Below are 22,746 nucleotides of genomic sequence, written 5' to 3' on the forward strand. Positions count from 1 at the left end.
TTTCTGTCCCATTCTTCTTAATCTGATTTTAACTGCCATTTTTTGTTTCCTCCATTATGATATCTTTGTATTTTTATTGGTTGATTTATTTAAAAAGGAAGCTTGAAGCCGCCTCTTTTACCCATTTTACCGCCCATCATTCCAGGCATCTGTTTCATGAGTTTCTTACTCTGCTCAAACTGTTTGACCAGACGATTGACTTCTGCGATGTCAACTCCTGCGCCTCTGGCGATGCGGTTCTTGCGGGATACATTGAGGATTCCCGGATTGGTCCGCTCTGCCGGGGTCATGGAAAGGATGATCGCTTTGGTACGGTCAAGTGCTTTCTCATCGATCATGTCCTCGAGATCCTTGGCCTTGTTGCCGATTCCCGGGAGCATGTTGAGGATGCTGCCGATACCGCCCATCTTGTTCATCTGCTCCATACTGGTCAGATAGTCGTTGAAGTCGAAGTCCATCTTTTTGAGCTTCTTCTGCATTTCTGCTGCCTGATCCTGGTCGAGTGCCGCCTCTGCTTTCTCGATGAGGCTCATCACATCTCCCATTCCCAGAATTCTGGAAGCCATACGTTCCGGATAGAACTGCTCCAGATCTGAAAGCTTCTCACCCATACCTACATAGAGGATCGGCTTTCCGGTTACTGCTTTGATGGAAAGTGCCGCACCGCCTCGGGTGTCGCCATCCATCTTGGTAAGGATCACACCATCGATCCCGACCTTATCAACAAAAGTCTTGGCTACGTTTACCGCATCCTGACCTGTCATTGCATCTACAATGAGAAGTGTTGCATCTACCTGTATGTTCGCCTTGATATCTGCAAGTTCCTGCATCATGTTTTCATCAACATGAAGACGGCCTGCGGTATCGAGAAGAACTACATTCTGCTGATTGGCTTTGGCATGCTCGATTGCTGCCTTTGCAATGTCAACCGGGTTCTGCTTGTCTCCCATGGAAAAAACTTCTACGCCCTGCTTCTCGCCATTGACCTGAAGCTGTGTGATCGCTGCCGGACGATAGACGTCACATGCGACTAGGAGCGGTCGTTTTCCCTTGGATTTGAGCTTGCCTGCAAGTTTGGCAACTGTGGTTGTCTTACCTGCACCCTGAAGACCTGCCATCATCAGTACGGTAATCTCATTTCCCTGTTTCAGGGGAAGCTCTGTTGTCTCGCTTCCCATCAGGCTTACAAGTTCGTCATTAACGATCTTGATCACCATCTGTCCAGGATTCAGTCCGTTCATTACATCCTGTCCGACTGCACGTTCCTGTACAGATTTCGTGAACTGCTTCACGACCTTAAAGTTTACATCCGCCTCAAGAAGAGCCATCTTGACTTCTTTCAGAGCAATCTTAACATCTTCCTCTGTAAGTCGGCCTTTACTTCTCAGCTTTTTGAATACATTTTGCAATTTTTCCGTCAAGCTTTCAAATGCCATGCGTTATAACTCCTCTAAAATTTCATTGGAGATCTCTGTGATCTCCTGTGCCTGATAAGTGGCTGCGATCTGTTTGATCCGACGGACCTGCTCTCTGATACTCAGGAACTTCTCTACCAGATGAAGCTTGCCCTCGTATTCTTCCAGTGTATGATTGCAGCGCTTGATCATATCATGAACACCCTGGCGGCTGATCCCTAGTTCCTCTGCCACCTCACTCAGAGAATAATCCTCCAGAACAACGCTCTCATATACCTGCTGCTGCCGCTCTGTAAGCAATTCTCCATAAAAATCATATAACAATGTCTGTTCCACAATTTTTTCCATTTGTAACCACCTTGGGTATCATAACTTATTTTGGTGCGGGTGTCAAGTGTTTTTTCTTGACAAAGTTAATTTTTCTTATTTCATCTTTACCACAAAATTCACATATCTTTTTATAATTGCTTAATGTTTACTATTTTTCACCATAAAAACCGGTATCAGCAATCTCAATCCATTTCAGGTACATTTCTTTATAGTGTTCTTTAATAAAAGCTCTGATTTTTCTTACAATAGCCACATACTTTAAATTCATAATATTTGGGCATGGCTAATCCTCCATAAACTGCTTATTGTTCAAATAATAATCCAGTACTATCTGATTTTCGATATCATCCATATTAGTTTCCACTATCTTATTATCATATATAACCGCTGCATGGTTTGGTTTATTCAGATTAAGCATACCCATTAATGATCATATCTGCTGCATCTGCTATCTTTTTAATATCAAGCTGCATAGTCAATCTGAACCTCCTTTACCGGTGTAAGGAATTCATCTACATCATAATATAAATTTTGAAGAATCGGAACAAGATCAATATACTACTCTACCTCATTCAGATTTTTGTACTTCGCCATTACAACCAGATAACCTTTATCCCATTCTTTCTCAAAATCCTCCCCCAAAAAAGTCTCTCAGATCTGCCACTCTGAGGGATTTTGCTTTGCATTGAACATTAATCAGAACTCATTCATCCGCCTCAATTAGTTCATGCTCCTGGCCTTTTCCTGCTAACAACTGAGTAATTCCTCGATCTATCATGGCAAGATATTCTGCATTGCGGGCAGCCTTTTCGAGCTGATTATATTTTTCAAGACTCATGATTACAACGTTCTTTTCACCTTTACGAGTAACAATGACTGTCTCGTGATTGTCTGTTGCCTGATTGCAATAATCCTTTAACTTATTTCTGATTATAGAATAAGTTACTGCTAACATAATTTCACCAGCCTTCTCATAGTATTTTTCTTGCTGTTATGATTTTAGCTCACGCGCCAAAGAGCAATTTGTTCTTATTTATGCTATACTATATACGTTGCTGCTCCCAAATCTGGCAACAGAGGGGAGGTGCTTTGTATTGGATCCAATTACTTCTTTTTTAATCGCTGTTGCGGCTGGTGTGGTTTGCCACCTCATCAACAAATGGTTAGACAAGCGATAACAACAGCAACTAGCCTCGGTTAGCGCACCGTAAAAGCACAAAAAGAAAGCCCCCAGTATTCCCAGTACTGAGGGCTTTCGCTTTGCATTGAACATTATTACTTCTTTTTTTGCCTATGGCAATTATAGCATATGTATTTCCGGAAATCAATATGCCTGATCTCGGTATTTCTATGAATTTTTCTCCATTTGTCACAAATTTGTCACAGAATCAAATTCCATCTCCCGCAAAGCCTTGTATTTCCTGTCTTTCTCAGAAATCTATATCAAGTGTTTTTTCTTGACAAATAATCTTTATTCCAGCTCCTTCCCGGGTTCTTCGGCTTCGAATTCGAAGACGCAGCGGTCGAAGGCGTTGATCACGTTGGTTTCTTCGTATTTGTCGTAGCGTTTGTGTTTTCTTCCGTATGACATGTGGACGTGTCCGTGGAGGAAGTATTTGGGGTGGTATTTTCCCATAAGGCGGCGGAAGATCTTGAAGCCCTGGTGCGGGAGATCTCTGCCGTCGTTTAGCTGGTAGGCAGGGGAATGGGTCACGAGGATGTCGAAGCCTCCCCTAAACCAGATCTTCGGGTAGAGTTTCAGCACTCTCTTCTGCATTTCCCATTCTGTATATTGATGGACGCCTGGCTTGTATCTCATGGAACCGCCAAGCCCCAGGATCCTTATTCCTTCATAGACAAAAAGTTTGTCGTCAATGCAGATGCAGCCCTCCGGCGGGATCCTTTCGTATTTGTCATCGTGGTTCCCGTGAACATAAAGGACCGGCGCCGATGTAAACGTAGCAAGAAAAGAAAGATATCTCGGATCCAGATCTCCACAGGAGATGATAAGATCGATCCCTTCCAGTTTGCTTTTTTCGAAATAATCCCACAGATACTTGGATTCTTCATCCGCTATGGCAAGTATTTTCATTTATTGCGTTTCCCCTCTAATTCTCAAGGCCAGACTGCTGTGTAACCGGTTTGGCCTGCTCTGTTAATTCTTTTCGTGTCGGAATCGAACCGACAACGTTTTCTGCCAGCCAGTCCATGGTGATGATCTCTTCCGGAGAAAGAGCCTTGTTCGGATCTGACTGTACCATTCCATCCTGAGAGTACAGAACTCCCGAGAACGGATTGAATTCTCCCCTGGTGATGTTGTCTTTGAGAAGCCGGATCAGACGTCTCGTTCCGATCGGCAGATTCTGGGAGTGGATGACATCTACAACGCCGGCAGAAAGTCCCCACCAGTAGTTGATCGCTTTTGTTTCATAATTGTCATCATATTTCCAGGTTCCATCCATGATCGTGCGGATCAGCTGCTCATAAAATTTACCCCAGTGCCACAGAGGCATGGCGATATTGTGCGGTTCACCGTTTTCCAGATGATAAAGTCCGAAATATCTGGAAGTTTCTTCCGGAATCACCATATCTTTACCGGAAACGACTGTCACACCCTTTTTCTGCACATTTTCCATTGCGCGTCCCAGGTCAACATCCTTAAGCGTGGACCATTCCAGATAGATCTTTGCTCTCGGGTTCACCATCTTGGCACCCAGGGCAAAGGCATTGATATTTGCGATTGTTCCAAAGATCGGATAATCTGCAATGTACGCAAGCTGGCCGTTCTCCGCCATCGCACCGGCAATCGCTCCCATCAGGAATTTCGCTTCATGCATACGCGCATAATAGGTACGGATGTAACGGTGGGAAGTGTTCAGCGAACAGTTCAGGATCCTTACATTCGGATTGGCGATCGCGGCCTGCACACTTGCCTGTACAAACTCCGGTGTCGTTGTGAAAATGATATTGCAGCCCTTCTGGATCGCATCGGAGATCGCTTTTTCTGCAAGTTCCGGTGTCAGATTCTCATAGCACATGGTCGTAACTTCCTCTGGGAAAGTCTGCTCCAGATGAAGCCTTCCCAGTTCATGTGCATAAGTCCATGCGGAAGTTCCCGGTGTCTTTGCATAGAGAAAAGCGATCTTAAGTTTCGGTGCACTGAGTGGAAGCAGACGGTTGAGCAGAGGCTTTTTCTCCTTGTTCGGGTCAAGTTTCAGGTCAATGACATTGTCATGTTCGAGAAGTTCAAACTCTTCCCAGCTCTTTGCGACCAGGGTCTTGAGTTCGCTTACTGTCTTCTGGCAGAGCGCTTCATAACCATAAACTGTCAGAAATGCCAGGAATGCATCCCCCGTCGTGATCGAAAGCTTCTTACCGCCGGCAGCCTCATACTCTGCTGCAAATCTGGAATATACAGAACTGAAATTCAGCTTGTCATCGTCTGTCCAGAGTTCTTTCGGGCCTTTTCCTACTGCTTCCTGCAGCTTCGCAAAACTTCCCAGTTTGGAAAAATAAATATAATTGATCTGAGAAAGCGCATAAAAATCCACAAATTCATAGTAGATCTTGTTTTCCTTCTGGTCAGTCCTTGCAGGAAGGATCCTTGTCACGTTTCCAGGAACAGAGACAGCATCACAGTATTTCAGGACGCTGACACGCTTGTTTCCCTCTTCGATATAGAACTTATTCATGTACTCATAAGCTTTGACCGGGTCATGGATTCCTTCTTTGAGGTGACTGTCGATCAGTACACTCCATTTGTAGGCAAACTCCGTGTTTTCCCTGAGGATCGGCATGAAATTTCCGGAAAACGCACTGCTTCTGCCGCCGCTCTTTGTTCCTACGATCTGATCGATCGGGATCTGGACAAGTCCCAGCGGAACTTCAGAATAAGAACCTCTGGACGGGAGGATATCATCAAGGACTTTAAGCGTCGGGACTTCGCCTCGCATCATCCTTGCCTGATAATCTTTTTTGCCCATTTTATATGCTTTGATATAATCTTCTGATACATATGTCATAAAAAATTACCCCCTTTTTAAGTGGTTATTCTATTTGGCCAAAAAGGGGATCCGGACCTCTCCGGTCTGAATCCCCTGCTTTTCTTTTATCAGAATTTCTTATGATTACAGGCTTGCACGGATCACTTTCGGTCTGCAGCCTGCTTTTTCCAGAGCCTGAACGATCTTGTTCTTGTGCTCTGTTCCGTATGCTTCCAGTGTTACCTTAAGTTCCACTGCCTCGTTACGGTTGGTGCTGATGAACTGGTTGTGATCCAGTTTGATGACGTTGCCCTGGTTTTCTGCAATGATGGATGCAACACGTACCAGTTCACCCGGCTTATCCGGGATCAGGACAGAAACAGTAAAGATCCTGTCTCTCTGGATCAGGCCATGCTGAACAACAGAAGACATGGTGATCACATCCATATTTCCACCACTTAAGATGGATACGACTTTCTTGCCAGTGAAGTTCAGATGACGGAGTGCTGCGACTGTCAGAAGTCCGGAGTTCTCAACGATCATCTTGTGGTTTTCTACCATATCAAGGAAAGCAACGATCAGCTCATCATCGTCGATTGTGATGATATCATCCAGATTCTCCTGGATGTACGGGAAGATTTGCTCGCCCGGTGTCTGTACTGCAGTACCGTCTGCAATCGTATTTACATAAGGAAGAGTGACAACTTCGCCTTTCTCGATGGAAGCTTTCATGCAGGCAGCTCCGGATGGCTCAACACCAATGACTTTGATGTGCGGGTTCAGAAGTTTGGCAAGAGTGGAAACACCTGTTGCCAGTCCGCCTCCTCCGATCGGAACCAGGATATAATCTACCAGCGGCAGCTCCTGAACGATCTCCATGGCGATGGTTCCCTGTCCTGTTGCAACAGCCGGATCATCGAATGGATGGATGAAAGTGTATCCTTCTTTTTCTGCCAGTTCCAGCGCGTAAGCACAGGCTTCGTCGTAAACATCACCTTTGAGGATGACTTCTGCGCCGTAGCTCTTGGTACGCTCTACTTTGATAAGCGGTGTGGTAGTCGGCATAACGATGACTGCCTTTGCACCGAATTTATGTGCTGCGTAAGCAACACCCTGTGCATGGTTTCCTGCTGATGCAGCGATCAGTCCCTTCGCTCTCTCTTCTTCGGAAAGTGTGCTGATCTTGTAGTATGCGCCACGCACTTTGTATGCGCCGGTACGCTGCATGTTCTCCGGTTTCAAGAAAACCTTGTTTCCTGTCAGTTCTGAAAAATATGCGCTCTTGATCAGCTTTGTTTCCTGTGTTACCTGTTTTACGATCTCTGCTGCCTCTTCAAAGCTCTCTAATGTAAGCATCTTTTGCTCCTCCTCGTTCTGTTTCTGTGAACAGTTTATTTATTCTTCTGTACCAAGATCTTTCTCGTCTACGTCAAACAGTGCATTGACAAATACATCTGCATCGAATTTCTGCAGGTCATCAATCTGCTCGCCGACACCGATGTATTTGACCGGAATATCAAGTTCTGACTGGATTGCCACCGCAATACCACCTTTTGCTGTGCCATCCAGTTTGGTAAGGATGATTCCGTTTACGTTGGCAACTTCTGCAAACTGCTTTGCCTGTGCCAGCGCATTCTGTCCTGTTGTTCCGTCGAGAACGACCAGCGTTTCCAGATATGCCTCCGGATATTCTCTCTCAAGGATCCTGTAGATCTTGCGGAGTTCTTCCATAAGGTTTTTCTTATTGTGAAGTCTTCCTGCGGTGTCACAGATCAGGACATCTGCATTTCTTGCCTTGGCTGCTGCCACCGCATCATATACGATAGATGCCGGGTCTGCTCCTGCCTGTCCGCCGATAAGGTCGACACCTGCACGGTTTGCCCACTGTGCAAGCTGCTCACCTGCTGCCGCACGGAAGGTATCTGCTGCTGCAAGGATGACTTTCTTTCCCTGATCTTTGAGTTTGCCGGCAAGTTTACCAACGGAAGTTGTCTTTCCTACTCCGTTGACACCGATCACAAGGATCACAGATTTCTGGTTTTCGAATGCGTATTCTGTACTGTCAACACGCATCTGATCTTTGATCCCGTCGATCAAAAGCTGCTTGCACTCTGCCGGGTTCTTGATATGCTGTTCGGAAACCTGTTCTTTCAGTTTCTCTATGATTGCTGATGTTGCGTTGATCCCGATATCTCCCATGATAAGGATTTCTTCGAGTTCCTCATAAAAATCCTCATCAATGCTGGAATAACCACTGAAAATTGAATCAAATCCGGCAACGATATTGTCTCTTGTTTTGGTAAGGCCACTGACCAGACGTTTAAAAAATCCTTTTTTTTCTTCAGCCATTTTCATACCTCCTCGTTATCTGGTTAACTGGTTCTCGACCAGGTCTACGGAAACCAAGGTGGATACGCCTTTCTCCTGCATGGTGATACCATATAACCGGTCTGCGGCATTCATCGTGCCGCGTCTATGTGTTATTATAATAAATTGTGTATTTTTCGTCAACTTCTGAAGATAAGATGCAAAACGTCCAACGTTGGAATCATCCAGCGCCGCCTCGATCTCATCAAGAAGACAGAACGGAGACGGTTTCAGGTTCTGGATCGCAAATAGAAGCGCGATCGCAGTCAGCGCTTTCTCTCCACCGGAGAGCTGCATCATATTCTGAAGTTTTTTGCCCGGCGGCTGTGAGATGATCCGGATTCCGGCTTCGAGGATATCTTCTCCCTCTGCCAGTTCCAGCGTTCCCTTGCCTCCACCGAACAGTTCCTTAAATGCCTTGTCAAATTCCCTCTGGATATCCTGGAATTTCTCGGTAAACTGCTTCCGCATTCCCTCATCCAGTTCCTGGATGATATTTTCCAGCGTCTCCTCCGCCTTGACAAGATCTGTATACTGGGTCGTCAGGAAAGTGTGACGCTCCAGAAGTTCTTTGTAATCCTCGATTGCATTGACGTTGACGGAACCGAGCCTGCGGATCTCCTCTTTGATGCGGGCAACGTCTTTTTTGATCTCCTGAAAATCATCGAGCTCTTCTTTTTTGTAAGAAAGCGCGTTATTTGGAGTGATCTCATACTCTTCCCACATGTAGGAGATCCTGCCTTCCCGCTGTTCTTCGACCTTTTCTGCCTGACTGCGCAGACGGAAACATTCTTTGTCCAGAAGTGTGGTCTTCTCAGAAAGATGATCTCTCTTCTCAAAAAATGCCTTGTGGCTTTCGGTTCTCTCTTCCTTCTCTGTCTCACATTTTTGTCTCTGTGCAAGAAGCTGTTCGTCTTTTTTACGGCAGTCTTCGATCGCCTTTTTAAGGTCCTGGATGCCGCCTTCTTTTCGGGTGATCTCATCGCCGCTCTGTGCGAGACTGGTAAGCAGGTCCTCGGATTCCTTTTCAAAAGTCTTGATCTCTGACTGCAGTCGGCTTAAGTTTTCCTGAAGGAAATGTTCCTGCTGTTCCAGCGCGGAAGAATCCAGACGAATCTGCTCCAGTTTCTTCTGTTTGGCAGTCTCTTCTGCTTTCCATTCATCCAGCTCGGCCTGCTTCGTCTCGATAAAGGTTTCCAGCTCTTTCTCGTCTTTCTGGGAATCTTCGAGCTCTTTTGCAATATTCTTATGATCCTCACGGATCTCCGATGCCTGATGTCTCAGCTCATCCTGATCGCGGTCGATCTGACGGTAATTTTTCTGGATCTCCTGTGCCTTTTCCTGAAGCTGTTCGAGGTTCATCTTCGCGGTATTCTGCTCGATGTACTGTCCACGGAGCTTCTGCTGGAGTTCGTTTATCGTGTCACGGAGTTTATTTCGCTGTTCACGGTTTTTAAGGATCGATCGCTGGGTCGTTTCCAGTTCTTTCTTACGAAGTGCGACGTTTTTTTCCAGCTCCTCTATCTCACGGCGGCGGCCGAGGAGATTGCTGTTGTTACGGAACGCACCACCGGTCATGGAACCGCCCGGGCTTAAGGATTCACCTTCGATCGTGACCATTCGGAGACTGTGGCGGTATTTCTTGCCGATCGCGATCGCATGGTCGATATTGTCCACCACCAGAACCCTGCCGAGAAGATACTGTACCAGTTCACTGTATTCTGCATCTGCCTGGACCAGTGTGTTCGCCGTTCCGATCACTCCCGGTTCCTTCAGCGCATCTCTTTGTGTAAAGCCGCCTCTTCCGCTGATATTCGACAGTGGAAGGAAGGTCGCACGGCCATAACGGTTCTGCTTCAGGAAACCTATCATCCGCTTCGCCGTCTGTTCATTGTCCGTTACGATATTCTGGATGCTTCCGCCAAGTGCTGTCTCGATCGCAACTTCGTAATCCTTCTGCACATGGACGATATCTGCGACAACGCCCCGGATACCCGGTTCTTTTGCCTTCTGTTCCATGACCCTCCGGATACTGTTGCCATAGCCGTCATAACGCTCTGTAATATTCCGCAGGGATTCCAGACGGGATGCCTCTCTGTGGTAGGCGGTCTGTCCTGCCTCTATCTCCCTGCTCTGTTCCTGCAGTTTCGTCTGAAGTTTCTGTACTTCTCCACTTAAATGGGTACATTCCTCATTGCCTTCCTGGATCGAAGCTGTGATCTCGTCATAAGCTTGCTGATAACGGCTGCGATCATTTTCGAGGACTTCTTCCTCGCTCTTTAAGCGAAGAATCCTCTGGCTTACTTCTGCCTTACGGATATCGAGCTGCTCGATCATCGCATCAAATCGCTGCGCTTTTCCCTTGGTCGTGGCACGGCTGTTGAGGATCTCGATGATCTCATTCTTGCCGTCCTCCACCGCACTGGTGCATTCTTCTACATTGGAAGCGATATTTTCGAGTTCTTTCTCTTCCTCCTTGAGATTCTTTCGGATCTCTTTTAACTTTTCGTGAATCGTCAGTTTCTCTTCGCTTAAGTTTTCCTGCTCTTCCCGGCGATGTGCAAGTTCTTCCTTGAGCGTTGCCAGTCGGGATTTGAAATGTTCACTGCTCTGTCTGCCCGCAAGGATCTGCTCCTCGAGGACCTGCATCTGACCTTCAAACTGCTGCTTTCCAAGGGCATTCTGCTGCTGTTCCTCTTTAAGAGAATCCAGACGCTCATTCAGCGTTTCCAGTTCTTCTTCCAGACGTTCGTATTCTGTTTTGGTGCGCTCATAGGCTTTCTGGGCTTCGTCAAGTTCTCTCTGGGCATTCGAAAGTTTCTGCTCCAGTTCTTCCAGATTCTGAACGCTCTGCTCGTATTCCAGAAGGAAAAGATTGACATCCAGTGTCTTAAGTTCCTCCCGCTTGGCAAGATAGATCCTTGCTGTCTCGGACTGTTTCTCCAATGGGCCGAGCTGTTTGGTCAGCTCGCTCAAGATATCTGTCACACGGACAAGATTCTGGCGTTCTTCTTCCAGCTTCTTGATCGTGGTATTTTTTCTTCGTTTGAATTTTACGATTCCCGCTGCCTCGTCAAAAAGCTCCCTGCGGTCCTCTGGCTTGCCGCTTAAGATCTTGTCGATCTGACCCTGTCCGATGATGGAGTAGCCTTCCTTGCCGATACCGGTGTCATAAAACATTTCCTGGATATCCTTCAGACGACAGCTGCTGCCATTGATCAGATATTCACTTTCCCCGGAACGGTACAGCCGTCTCGCGACAGTCACTTCATTAAAATCCACCGGAAGCTTGTGGTCGCTGTTGTCCAGTGTGATCGCCACCGATGCGAAACTTAAGGGCTTCCTGGACTCTGTGCCGGAAAAAATGACATCCTGCATATTGCCGCCTCGAAGCTGCTTCGCACTCTGTTCTCCGAGAACCCAGCGGACGGCATCGCCGACATTGCTCTTTCCACTTCCGTTCGGTCCGACGATACCGGTGATCCCGTTGTGGAATTCAAAATTGATCTTCTGGGCAAACGATTTGAAGCCATATACTTCAATATTTTTTAAATACATAGTTCACCTGCAATTTATTTCATTTGACGCTTACAGCTTCCAGCTTTTTCTCCTGGATCGCTTGGTAAGCTGCCGCCTGCTCTGCGGCCTTTTTGGTGTGGCCGGTGCCACAGCCGTACACTTCACCGTTTACTCTTACTTCTACGCTGAACTGCTTGTCATGGTCCGGACCTTTTTCCTCTGTGAGGATATACTCCACCGGCTGGAGACCCTTCTCCTGAACGATCTCCTGTAAGATCGTCTTGCTGTCATAGAAAAGCTGCTTGCTCTCGATATCATTCAGGATAAAATTCAGCACAAACTCTCTCGCCGGCTCAAATCCGCCGTCAAGGTAAATCGCGCCAAGGAGTGCCTCGGTCGCATCGGATACGATAGAATCTCTGTTTCGTCCTCCGGTCATGTTCTCTCCACGTCCAAGGAGAAGGAATTTCGGGAGTCCAAACTGTCTCGCACAGTAGGCAAGGCTCGGCTCGCACACAAGGCTGGCTCTCTTTTTGGTGAGTTCTCCCTCCGGGATCTGCGGAAAACGTGCATACAGGAAATCACTGCTGACAAGTTCCAGTACCGCATCGCCCAGGAATTCCAGACGTTCATTACATCCAAGTTTGCCAAGCTTTTTCTCGTTGGCATAGGAGCTGTGTGTCAGTGCCTGTTTCAAAAGTTTCTTATTCTGAAAAATATATCCTATGATCTGTTCCAATTCTTCCATATTATTTCTGTCCTTCTTTTTCTGCTGCCGGTGTTTCTGGGGCTTCATAATGAGGCGGAAGAATACGCTCGGCGATTTTTTCATTTATTTTCTGCTGTTTAAACTGCACACACTGGAAGATCGCATTGCGGATCTCGACTGATTTCGCACTTCCATGTGTCTTGACTACAAGTCCTTTGAGACCCAGAAGCGGTGCTCCGCCGTACTCTGTCGCGTCAAAGCTCTTGAGTGTCTGTTTCAGTGCCGGTTTCACGAGGAGCGCACCGATCTTGCTCTTTAAAGTGCTCATCATTCCTTCTTTTATCTTGTGGATCAGCTCGGAGCTGACACCTTCATACAGTTTGAGGATGACATTTCCGACAAAAGCCTCGCAGACGATGACATCTGCATAACCTGCCGGAATATCTCTTGCCTCAATGCTTCCGATGAAGTTGATGCCTTCGATCTCCTTGAGAAGAGGGAAAGTTTCTTTGACCAGTGCATTTCCCTTCTCTTCCTCTGCGCCGTTATTTACGATAGCAACACGCGGATTCTTGATGCCTACTACATTTTCCATATAGATAGAACCCATCTTGGCAAACTGTACCAGATGGGACGGTCTTGCGTCTACATTGGCACCACAGTCGATCAGGAGGGATACTCCCTTGGCTGTCGGGATCAGCGGGGCAAGAGGCGGACGCTCTACACCTTTGCTTCGTCCGACAAGTACCTGTCCGCCAACCAGGACAGCTCCGGTACTTCCGGAAGAAACGAATGCATCGGCTTTCTTTTCTTTGATCATCTTGAGTCCCACTACGATCGAAGAATCTTTCTTCTTGCGGATTGCAAATACAGGAGGCTCTGCGGTTTCAATTACTTCTGTGGCATTGACCACCTGGATCCTGTCCTTCGGATAATCCTGATATTTTTTAAGTTCTGCCTGGACAACATCCTCCACACCTGTCAGGATCACCTGAATATCATCCCGCTCTTTGACTGCTTCCACGGCTGCTTTTACAGGTTCCACCGGGGCGTAGTCGCCACCCATGGCATCTACAACTACTCTAACTACTTCTGCCATAATTTTTCCTCCTGCTGTTTTTGTTTATGTCAAATTACAAATCTGTTCTGAAAATATAAAAGATTTACACTTTATCATAGTGAACTACTCGGCAACAAATTACCAGAGCATCTGAATCAAAGCGGGATACCGCATTTTTCAGGGTGGGTCCATGCCACTACTACTGCTTGCTTTTTTGCTACGCAGCTACTTTTATTATTTGGGGCTGTTTCAGTCCGGTTACGGACAGCAGTTTCTTTTTCCCCGCCACATACAATCCACGTTTTTTTCGGTTGGATGGCTCTGCATATTTTTTTGATACTTCCGGTGACACCGGACTGCACTGACTGCTGTATGATTCTTTCTGTTTTTCCAGACGTATCCCATACATCTTCAGCTTATATTCCAGCATGATATACAATTTATTGTAAGGCAGTCCATGGAATTTCTGGTTCGTTCTGTGTCCCATACTCCTTCTCCATATAGATCTTCAGTTCCTTTGGCAGTGACAGCCGTATCCTGTCTGTGCCAGTTTCGTGCACGATCCCCATCTGCATATAGGTGATCCGCATATTTTGTTTTTTAAAACGGGGCGGGTTTGGCTCCCTGACCCCTTCGAACTTCTTTAAAGCATAAAAAGATTTCCAGGCTTTATCCAGCAGTTTGCAAGTTTCCTGTGCCGTCTGGGATGGAAGTTGCCTGTACCACAGATCACTTTTATGGTTTTTTTTCTGACTGATCTTTACAGACGTCTTCTGCGACAGCAGCATTTCTTTCCCTCCTGGATTTCAATAGGCTTTGCTCTGACGTTCGATATAACGACGGATATTTTCTTCTGATACAGATCCGATGGTTTCCACATAATAGGAATGATTCCACAGCTCTCCTTTCCACAGCTGGTTCCTTATTTCCGGAAAACGTTCAAATAATTTTCTTCCTGTGATCCCTTTCAGATATTTAACAATAGCAGTTATGGATAACTTGGGTGGTGCAGATACAAAACAATGGATATGGTCCCCCTCTCCACATTCAAATAAATGAACCGTAAATCCCTTATCTGCTGCAATCTCCTGTACCAGCTCCTGCAGATAAGATTCGATCTCTGTACTTAATATCTTACGTCGATATTTTACTGACCACACCATATGGTAATTGATATTGCATACGCAAGTCCTGTAATGTATGAGATTTTCTTTCATACATATAATATAGCATAAGATTGTTTTAACATCAATAATATATCGAACATATTTTCTTTTATATATTTAATATAATTATATACATGTGCAGACATGCACAATTCACGCTTTTATCTCGGCAATTGAATTACCGATGATTCCCGCTTAGTATCCTAAAGAACTCGACGAAAATCAATAAAAACCGCATAATTTATTAATTGTTATTCTGGGCTTCGATCTGCTCTGCGAGGTCGTTTAAGTAAACCCAGCGGTCCATTTTTTCTTCCAGCTGCGCTTCTGCTTCTGTTTTTTCCTGGGTAAGCTCGTTTAACTTGCCGGAATTTGTCGCATTTGCCATGATCTCCGCGTCCAGTTTCTCGATTCGTGCTTCCAGCGCTGCGATATCATCATCGATGGTCTCAAATTCCCGCTGTTCTTTGTAGCTGAATTTTAGTTTGGACGGACGGTTCTGTTTCCAGGTCTTGACAGAATCTTTTTCTGCCTTTGGTGCTTCTTCGGCAGTTTTTGCTACCTTGGAAGGCTCAGCACTTCCTGCATCACTGCTTCCCTCTCTGCGCTTCTTTGCCTCCAGATAATCTGTATAGCCGCCCTCGTACTGGGTAAGATTTCCCTCGCGGTCAAACTCAAAGATACGGTCTGCGATATTATCAAGGAAGTATCGGTCATGGGATACTGCAATAACGATTCCGGCAAAAGAATCCAGATAATCTTCCAGGATCGTAAGTGTCGGGATATCGATATCGTTCGTGATCTCGTCAAGAAGAAGGACGTTCGGTGCCGCAGCCAGGACTTTAAGGAGATAGAGACGCTTCTTTTCTCCACCGGAAAGCTTCTCGATCGGCGCATACTGCATCGCCGGGTCAAATAAAAACTGCTCCAGAAGTTTCGACGCACTGATAAGTCCGTCCTTCGTCGGGATAAATTCAGCAACATCTTTGATATAATCGATCACTCGCTGGCTGCTGTTCATATCCTCGATCTCCTGGGAAAAATATCCCAGTTTGATGGTATCTCCGACCTCTACCTCACCGCTGTCCGGCTCGATAATGCCTGCGATGATCTTGAGCAGGGTGGATTTGCCACAGCCATTCGGTCCAATGATACCGAGACGCTGGTTCTTGAGCACGATATAGTCAAAATCACGGATGCAGATTCTGTCACCAAAACGCTTGGAAATATGATGGAGTTCGATCGTCTTTTTGCCCATTCTTGTCTCCACGGAGTCGATCTCTACGTTTTTGTCGCGCACCGGGGCTGTGGAATTTTTCATTGCCTCCAGACGGTCGAGACGTGCCCTCTGCTTGGTGCTTCTCGCACGGCAGCCACGCTTGGCCCACTCGATCTCCATGCGCAGGATACTCTGTTTCTTGCGTTCGGAAGCCATCTCCATCTCTTCTCTCTGCGCCTTGAGTTCCAGGAATTCTGAATATTTTGCCTCGTAGCTGTAAAGCTTGCCATGGCTGATCTCGAGGATCTTGTTTGTCACACGGTCAAGGAAATATCGGTCATGTGTTACCATGATCACAACGCCCTTGAAACGGTTAAGGTAATCTTCCAGCCAGGAAGCCATCTCATTGTCCAGATGGTTGGTCGGCTCGTCCAGGATCAGGACATCCGTTGGGTTTACAAGAACTGCCGCCAGCGCCACACGCTTTTTCTGACCACCGGAGAGATGTTCAATCTCTTCTTCATGGTCTTCGATCCCCAGTTTGTTGAGAACCATATGTGCCTCTGTCTCCGGATTCCAGCTCTGTTCCTTCTGCCCCTGCGTCACATAGGAAAGGATCGTTGCGCCCTCCGGGAACTGCGGGTGCTGCGGAAGATAGGTGATGCGAAGTCCGTTCTGCGTGATCACCTGGCCCTCATCTGCTTCTTCCAGTCCGGCAAGGATCCGAAGGAAGGTTGTTTTTCCTGTTCCATTGATGCCGATGATCCCGATCTTGTCTCCCTGATGGATCCCGCAGGAAATGTCATCAAAGATCACTTTATCTCCATAAACTTTACTGATATGCTCCAGATTCAAAACATTCATTCTATAATCTCACTCCTGTACGTTTTTTACTTTTGGAAATTTTCTGAAATAATAAATAATGAACAAAACTGCCGTGATGCCCCAGGATACCGGGTAACTCAGCATGATCGTATTGATCCCCGGATGTCCCGGAAATACACCGAACATCCACACAATACGGATCAGACAGACTCCTCCGCAGGTGAGCAGCATCGGCACAAGGACCCTGCCTGCCCCTCGAAGTGCACCGGAAAGGATCCCGATCACCACATACATGAAATAGGATGGCAGAAGGAAATGCATCATATCCACACCGATCCGTACAACATTTTCATCTGTCGTAAACAGCCGATAAAGCGGGCCTGCCAGCGCATACAGCACTCCACTTACAAGAATCGCACCGGCATATGACATCCCAAGACAGATGCCGACACTTTTTCGCATTCTTTTTACCTTACCTGCCCCGTAGTTCTGCCCTACAAAAGTCGTGATGGAAATGCCAAATGCATTTACGACCATCCAGTAAACCGCATCGATCTTTGCAAAAGTTCCCCACGCTGCGACGGTATCTGTTCCCAGTTCATTTACGAACACCTGAATGATCAGGTTGGCGATGGTATACATGGTCGCTTCCAGTGCCGCAGGAATACCGATCCGAAGGACAGAATTAAGGGAAACTCTGTAAAAACGGATCTCCCTTAGTTTCAGCTGGAACAGCGGATGTTCTTTCATAAGCATTGCCGTGACCAGAATGGAACTGATTCCCTGACAGCTCACAGTCGCGATCGCAACGCCCATAACACCCAGACGGAAAATCACCACAAGCAGGATATCAAGGACAATGTTCAGCCCGCAGGTAACCATCAGCACGTACAGCGGTCTTCTGGAATCTCCCACTGCGCGGAGGATGGACGCCCCCATATTATAAATGATATTAAAAATCATGCCGCAGAAATAAATATGAAGATAAAGCCTGGAATCTGCCATCAGTTCCTGCGGAGTCTTCATAAGCTCAAGCACTGTATTTGTAACCAGAAGTCCGACCACAGCCACCACAAATCCTGTCACAATACCAAATGCATAAGATGTATGAAGTGTCTTATTCAGGTTCTTCTTATCTTTTGCCCCGTAAAACTGCGCCACGATCACGGACGCACCGGACGTCAGTCCGACAAAAACTTCCACGACCAGGTTCACAATTTGGTTTACCGAACCGCCGACAGCCGCCAAAGCTTCCTTACCTACAAAACGACCGACAACAATGCTGTCGGCCGTGTTATATATCTGCTGAAAAAATGTCCCGATCACGATCGGAAAAAAGAAGATCAGAAGCTGTTTCCAGATCACACCTTCCGTAATCTGATTCTTCTCATCCATTTACATAACTCCCCCATTTCATACTCTTTCGAGTCCATTCGATTTCTCATCCTTATCCTTGTCAGTATAGCAGAGGGAAATGGGAAAAGCAATGTATTTTTACCATTGAGAAGGATCAGACAATACGATCTGCGGATTTAACGGGTCTGTGGAAGAATACATGGAAAAGACATTTCCTGCCGGATCGAACCACTCACCGCTGCCGCCTTCCTGCATTCCCGGATACAGTGAATCCCATGCATCACCTGGCTGATAACCGTACATGCAATATTCTCCTCCTGACTGCTTAAGTACGATTTTGGATATTGTAAGATCAGAAAGCTCCACTGCCTGTCCTCTGGCATAAAACATTACCTGATCATTTTCTACTACGGTATCTTCTCCTTCTGTCCTTGCACCTACGTCATCTATTTCAAAAAAAATCTCCCGCAGGTTTTCTCCCATATACTGAGAAACTTCTGTTTTGTCTGTGTGTGATCCCAGTGTGACATGCGACATTGTCACCGTCAGATTATTATCTTGTCCGTCCAGAGCCACATAATTGCCGTTTCTGTCATAGTAGACCGGTTTTGACGGCATGCACCGGAATCCCTTTCCTGACAGTTCATTTCCTGCATCGCTGTATGACATCCCGGTATCTACTCCCATCAGCCAGTATGGATTCCCGCTCCCTGTAAGCTGAATCTGTGTAATGCCATCTCCTCCATTACTGGAATCTGCACTGAATAAAGTCACCTGCCCATTAGAAGAACTGGTCACGCCCATATTCCAGTAAGGTTCAGACATACCGTCAAATTTCCCTGCCATTTCTTTGAGGCTTCTTCCAAACATGGATTCCAGTTCCGGATCTTCTACGGACGATCCGCCAATTTCCCCAATAAACGGAATCTTGATTCCTGCATAACATGGAACTGCTGCCATTCCGCTAATCGTCATTGCTGCAGCCACTGCTGCACTTATTGCCTTAAAACTTCTTTTCATAACTATATCTCCTTTTCTTTCATTATTTTCCATCCCTTTTTTTCCAGAGTTTCCAGTTTTTCGTTGAACTCTGCCCGGTCTTCTTCTGCGCTAGAATTATCCAGCCCGTCTGTGATCAGATGCAGGCTTACTTCCTGTCTTTTTGCTGGCGGCATGAGATCACAGACCAGATCCAGTACTTCTTCTGCCCGGTCCGTATAGGCAGTATAACCTTTTGTATAATAGGTAAAAGTATCCAGTGGTTTCACATATTTCAGCGGCATCCGGCAATAAAGCAGTTCACATTCTTCATTGCACAGTGCCAGCGTTACCAGAAACGGACTTTTTTTCTGCTTCTGTTGTGTAAGCCAGTGATTAAAGCGTTCTATGATTTCTTTTTCTTTCCCATGCATTGACCTGCTGCGGTCTATGATATAAACAAATTCTGTAGTTTTCTTTTCCATTGCTCCTCCTACTCTGCCGAATATGCGCTTTCCTGAAAAAACTGGTATTTTTTTCGCGGAACGATCTGGATTTTCAGGAAATCTTCCCGGCTCTCTCTGAAAATCAGAATCCCCTCTTCCCACTGATACATATGAATGCTCCCTGTATCTTGTTGATTCTGGAGTTCCCGGTCTTTTGCAATAAGATCTCCGGCAGTTTTGTTATCCGGGTCTTCTGCATCTGCAAGAAACAAAAGAAGTTTCGAAGCCAGTTCTCCCGGTTCAATTCCCTTTCCTTTCTGGCACGTCATTGTAAGTTCCAGAATATCCCCATTGACCAGATCTCTTTCTGCTGTGATCGTGCAGAAATCTTCTATCTGATACTCTGTATCCTGGTGAAAATCCGTTTCTGTAAGTCCATATTCACTGACTGCTGCCGTACATTCCGTTTCTTTTTCTTCTTTTTTATAAGAAAAATTTTCCTGTGTCAGATATGCATCCAGATCCTTATCTGTTCTTGAAAAACGAACTCTGTTACATGGATACCCATATTCGCTGACTGTTTTTTTTGAAAGTTCATAAATAATGCTTTTCCCATCCTCTGTTTCCTTCGAAGAAACTGCATTTGTCCGAATCAATTCCAGGAATTTCTGTGCTTCTTCTGCCCTTCTGTCAAAATTTCCTGCGTAATGCACTTCCTGTTCTTTCTCCCTCAGGCTGTTCCCCGCCATCAGAACACCTGTCATGCACGCTCCCAGAATCATTGCTGTACGGATTCTGAATTTCTGATTTTTATTCTTTTCCTTTTGATTTGTGGACCATTCCGGTTTCTTTTCCTCCAGAAGTGCTTCTTTCAGTTCTTTTATAGAAGCATAACGGTCATGACCATCCAGTGCCATTCCTCTGAGCAGTGCCTTTTCCTGTTCCGGTGTGATCTCTGCCCCATACATAGATGGTGGATACAGGGTATCCTTTTCTTTGCGGAGCAGAGAGTCTTCCGGAATCGCTCCTGTGATCATCTCATAAAGCACCGCACAGAGACTGTAAACATCCGTCCATGCTTTCTGTTTCCCATGTGCCTGATATTGTTCCGGTGGAGCATACCCGCTTTTAAAGAGAACCGTCTTTGTCCGGTCATCCTCTGTAATTTCCCGTGCAGAACCAAAATCTATAATACAGAGACTGCCATTTTCCCGAAGCATCAGGTTATCCGGTGTCAGGTCTCTGTGCAGGATATGTTTCTTATGCATCTGTTCCAGTCCATCCATAACCGGAAGGAGCAGATTCCGCGCTTTTTCAAAAGACAACGGTTCATCCTGGCATTCCAGATAATATCTCAGACTTGTCACCCTCAGGTATTCCATCACAATATACGCATTTCCCTGTTCCTCAAAATAATTTAAAACCTTTACGATTTCTTTTACAGAATGCAGAGAAGCCATCACTCTCGCCTCACGAAGAAAATTTCGGATTTCTTTTTCCCTTGTTTCTCCAGGCGGAGGACACAATTCTTTTATTACAACTTTTTGCTCATTTTCCTGGTCGACTGCAAGCCAGGTAATTCCAAAACCACCTTTTCCAAGTGTTTTTTCCAGACAATATCGATTATTTCCTACATATCTTTTTTGTGTTGTTTTTCCCATATCTTTTTCCATCAGTGAAGAAGTCCTGCATCAGAAGCAGCTATTTTGACATAATATTGTACCACTTTATTCTCTGCATCAATCCGACTAAAAAAATTGATCCAGCCGTGAGGTGCCGCCTGAATAATGATACTGTCTTCTGATTCATTCAGCTGTTCCCGAATATCTCCAATCTCATCTGTCGTCAGATATCCCTCCGGACAGCAGACCGGAAACAATGCTTTCACAAAACTTTCCAGCCGCCTGGGATCAGTCATGCTTCCATACAGGCTGATCACTCTTTTGTCTGTCGGATCATAGACGATTTTGTATGTTTCTGTTTCTTTCTCGGGAAACTGCACACGATATGTCTCTTCTGCACTGGAAGTATTCTTAAGCATTTCATAAGATCCGTCCACACTGCGGCTGACAAAACCTGTGCAGTCTTTGTCTGTTTTTATCTGAATATCTTCTTTGTAAAATCCCATCTCCAGAAACAGTGCTTTTCTGATCGACTCTTTGTCAAGATACATTTTCCGTCCGAAGTTATCCGGCACATTCCATTTAAGCAGCTGCGCTTCCGTAAGTTCGCAGGAAATACTGCCTGCTTCCAGTTTCTCTCCGGCTTCCGGTGCATACTCTGTAAGCTGTTCCAGAATCTTGCTGTAATTCTGGCTGAGACTGGAAACCAGCCTGTCATCCTCTCTGGCAACGCCTGCCTTTCTGGCATTATCGGCCTTTCTTTTGAAATACTGTACCGGATAATGATTCTGGAACCACAGATCACCACCATAAAACAAAGCTCCCGCCAGAACAATTCCCATCGTTCCCAGCGCAATTCTCCTTACCATACGCCGGCTTCGCTTCTGGCCTTCACAATGATATCCGATTCCCTGCCCACTGATCTGAATCCATTTCTGCCCCCAGAAATGACGGGTACTTCCTGCAAGGGCTTCCAGCTCTTCGGCCGCGGTTCCAAATCCATGAAGAAGAAGTTCTATACTGAAATATCTCTGTTGTATTTCCAGCCGCAGACCATGCATAACTGCCAGCTCCACCTGTCGGTTTATTTTAATGTATGTAGAAAGAGGTCTCAGTTCATCTTTCTGGAGGCGTTGTGCTGCCGATGGGATTTTCTCCCCACTCAATGTTTCATAAAGAACCGCGCAGAGTCCGTAAACATCCGTCCATGGTCCAATCCGCTCTGTGTTCGTGTACTGCTCCGGTGCACTGTATCCATCTTTCAGAAAGTTTTTCTCGCAGGAAATCCCACTTCCACGGCAGGCTCCAAGATCAATCAGCTTCAGATTCCCCGTTTCATCAAACATCAGGTTATCCGGGCTTAAATCACAATGAACCAGCCCTTCGCTGTGCAGAAAAGCCAGCCCCTCCATCACCTGTTTAAATAAATCCAGGATTTTTTCAGGAGATTTTTCGCTGCGGATCGTGCTCATCTGTTCTTTCAGAGTCCCACCCGGCAGATATTCCATGACCAGAAAATTCATTCCGGCTTTTTCAAAATAATCATAAATCTTTACGATCCCGGGAATGCGTTCTTCCCGCAGAAAAGGACTGTTTTCATATGAAAAGATTTCTGTCTCACTTCCTGCCTTCCAGACTTTTATCGCAGCTTCCCGGTGGTTCTTTTCATCCAGAGCATGGTAAATCACTCCGAAAGCTCCCTGCCCGATCTGTTCCCGGATAAGATAACCGCTTTTTACCATTTCTTCCAT

Annotated in this window: 19 protein-coding genes and 1 pseudogene; all 20 read right to left on the reverse strand. The window is 46.0% G+C overall.

All coding sequences use genetic code 11. The annotated features are described in order from the left end of the window. Positions 1–89 precede the first annotated feature (89 nt). Complete coding sequence (gene ffh, locus QZL69_RS11915) at positions 90–1,436, reverse strand: signal recognition particle protein (RefSeq protein WP_022215427.1); 1,347 nt, start codon at positions 1,434–1,436, stop codon at positions 90–92. A 3-nt stretch (positions 1,437–1,439) separates the two neighbouring features. Then, positions 1,440–1,763 carry a YlxM family DNA-binding protein gene (ylxM, locus tag QZL69_RS11920; RefSeq protein WP_022215428.1) on the reverse strand — a complete coding sequence of 108 codons (324 nt, stop codon included), beginning with the start codon at positions 1,761–1,763 and terminating at the stop codon, positions 1,440–1,442. A 265-nt stretch (positions 1,764–2,028) separates the two neighbouring features. Then, the gene (locus QZL69_RS14100; protein WP_442852507.1) at positions 2,029–2,169 is read right to left on the reverse strand and encodes a DUF7723 family protein; all 141 of its coding nucleotides are present in this window, start codon (positions 2,167–2,169) and stop codon (positions 2,029–2,031) included. 38 nt (positions 2,170–2,207) lie between these two features. Continuing rightward, a pseudogene (locus QZL69_RS14105) lies at positions 2,208–2,303 on the reverse strand (DUF7724 family protein); the annotation flags it as partial. A 145-nt stretch (positions 2,304–2,448) separates the two neighbouring features. Beyond that, positions 2,449–2,700: a type II toxin-antitoxin system Phd/YefM family antitoxin gene (locus QZL69_RS11925; protein ID WP_022215429.1), complete on the reverse strand. Its 252-nt coding sequence runs from the start codon at positions 2,698–2,700 to the stop codon at positions 2,449–2,451. A gap of 516 nt (positions 2,701–3,216) precedes the next feature. Continuing rightward, a complete protein-coding gene (locus tag QZL69_RS11930) occupies positions 3,217–3,837 on the reverse strand; it encodes a metallophosphoesterase family protein (protein ID WP_022215430.1) in 621 nt (206 codons plus the stop codon). 16 nt (positions 3,838–3,853) lie between these two features. Continuing rightward, positions 3,854–5,767: a BMP family ABC transporter substrate-binding protein gene (locus QZL69_RS11935; RefSeq protein WP_022215431.1), complete on the reverse strand. Its 1,914-nt coding sequence runs from the start codon at positions 5,765–5,767 to the stop codon at positions 3,854–3,856. Between the two features lie 105 nt (positions 5,768–5,872). Continuing rightward, entirely contained in the window at positions 5,873–7,084 is a 1,212-nt protein-coding gene (ilvA, locus tag QZL69_RS11940) for a threonine ammonia-lyase (RefSeq protein ID WP_022215432.1), read from the reverse strand. 39 nt (positions 7,085–7,123) lie between these two features. Next, positions 7,124–8,077 (reverse strand): signal recognition particle-docking protein FtsY, encoded by a 954-nt coding sequence (gene ftsY / locus QZL69_RS11945; RefSeq protein ID WP_022215433.1) that lies wholly within the window; start codon positions 8,075–8,077, stop codon positions 7,124–7,126. Between the two features lie 15 nt (positions 8,078–8,092). Then, a complete protein-coding gene (gene smc, locus QZL69_RS11950) occupies positions 8,093–11,653 on the reverse strand; it encodes a chromosome segregation protein SMC (RefSeq protein ID WP_022215434.1) in 3,561 nt (1,186 codons plus the stop codon). Between the two features lie 19 nt (positions 11,654–11,672). After that, positions 11,673–12,362, reverse strand: a complete 690-nt coding sequence (gene rnc, locus QZL69_RS11955; protein ID WP_022215435.1) for a ribonuclease III — start codon at positions 12,360–12,362, stop codon at positions 11,673–11,675. 1 nt (position 12,363) lies between these two features. Next, entirely contained in the window at positions 12,364–13,422 is a 1,059-nt protein-coding gene (gene plsX, locus QZL69_RS11960; RefSeq protein ID WP_022215436.1) for a phosphate acyltransferase PlsX, read from the reverse strand. Positions 13,423–13,600: 178 nt separating this feature from the next. After that, the gene (locus tag QZL69_RS11965) at positions 13,601–13,870 is read right to left on the reverse strand and encodes a zinc ribbon domain-containing protein (protein WP_022215437.1); all 270 of its coding nucleotides are present in this window, start codon (positions 13,868–13,870) and stop codon (positions 13,601–13,603) included. 319 nt (positions 13,871–14,189) lie between these two features. After that, positions 14,190–14,600 (reverse strand): IS200/IS605 family transposase, encoded by a 411-nt coding sequence (gene tnpA / locus QZL69_RS11970; protein ID WP_022215439.1) that lies wholly within the window; start codon positions 14,598–14,600, stop codon positions 14,190–14,192. Positions 14,601–14,793: 193 nt separating this feature from the next. Further along, positions 14,794–16,632 (reverse strand): ABC-F family ATP-binding cassette domain-containing protein, encoded by a 1,839-nt coding sequence (locus tag QZL69_RS11975; protein ID WP_022215440.1) that lies wholly within the window; start codon positions 16,630–16,632, stop codon positions 14,794–14,796. Between the two features lie 9 nt (positions 16,633–16,641). Further along, positions 16,642–17,988, reverse strand: a complete 1,347-nt coding sequence (locus QZL69_RS11980; RefSeq protein WP_022215441.1) for an MATE family efflux transporter — start codon at positions 17,986–17,988, stop codon at positions 16,642–16,644. 99 nt (positions 17,989–18,087) lie between these two features. Beyond that, entirely contained in the window at positions 18,088–18,969 is an 882-nt protein-coding gene (locus QZL69_RS11985; protein WP_022215442.1) for a hypothetical protein, read from the reverse strand. Between the two features lie 2 nt (positions 18,970–18,971). Then, positions 18,972–19,412, reverse strand: a complete 441-nt coding sequence (locus QZL69_RS11990) for a VWA domain-containing protein (RefSeq protein ID WP_022215443.1) — start codon at positions 19,410–19,412, stop codon at positions 18,972–18,974. Between the two features lie 8 nt (positions 19,413–19,420). Beyond that, on the reverse strand, positions 19,421–21,034 hold the full coding sequence (locus tag QZL69_RS11995; RefSeq protein ID WP_158583626.1) for a serine/threonine protein kinase: 1,614 nt from the start codon (positions 21,032–21,034) through the stop codon (positions 19,421–19,423). Between the two features lie 11 nt (positions 21,035–21,045). Further along, on the reverse strand, positions 21,046–22,746 hold the full coding sequence (locus QZL69_RS12000; RefSeq protein ID WP_022215445.1) for a serine/threonine protein kinase: 1,701 nt from the start codon (positions 22,744–22,746) through the stop codon (positions 21,046–21,048).

It is taken from the genome of Blautia sp. CAG:237 (assembly GCF_000436615.1).
In the GTDB taxonomy this organism is placed as follows: Bacteria; Bacillota; Clostridia; order Lachnospirales; family Lachnospiraceae; genus Blautia_A; species Blautia_A intestinihominis.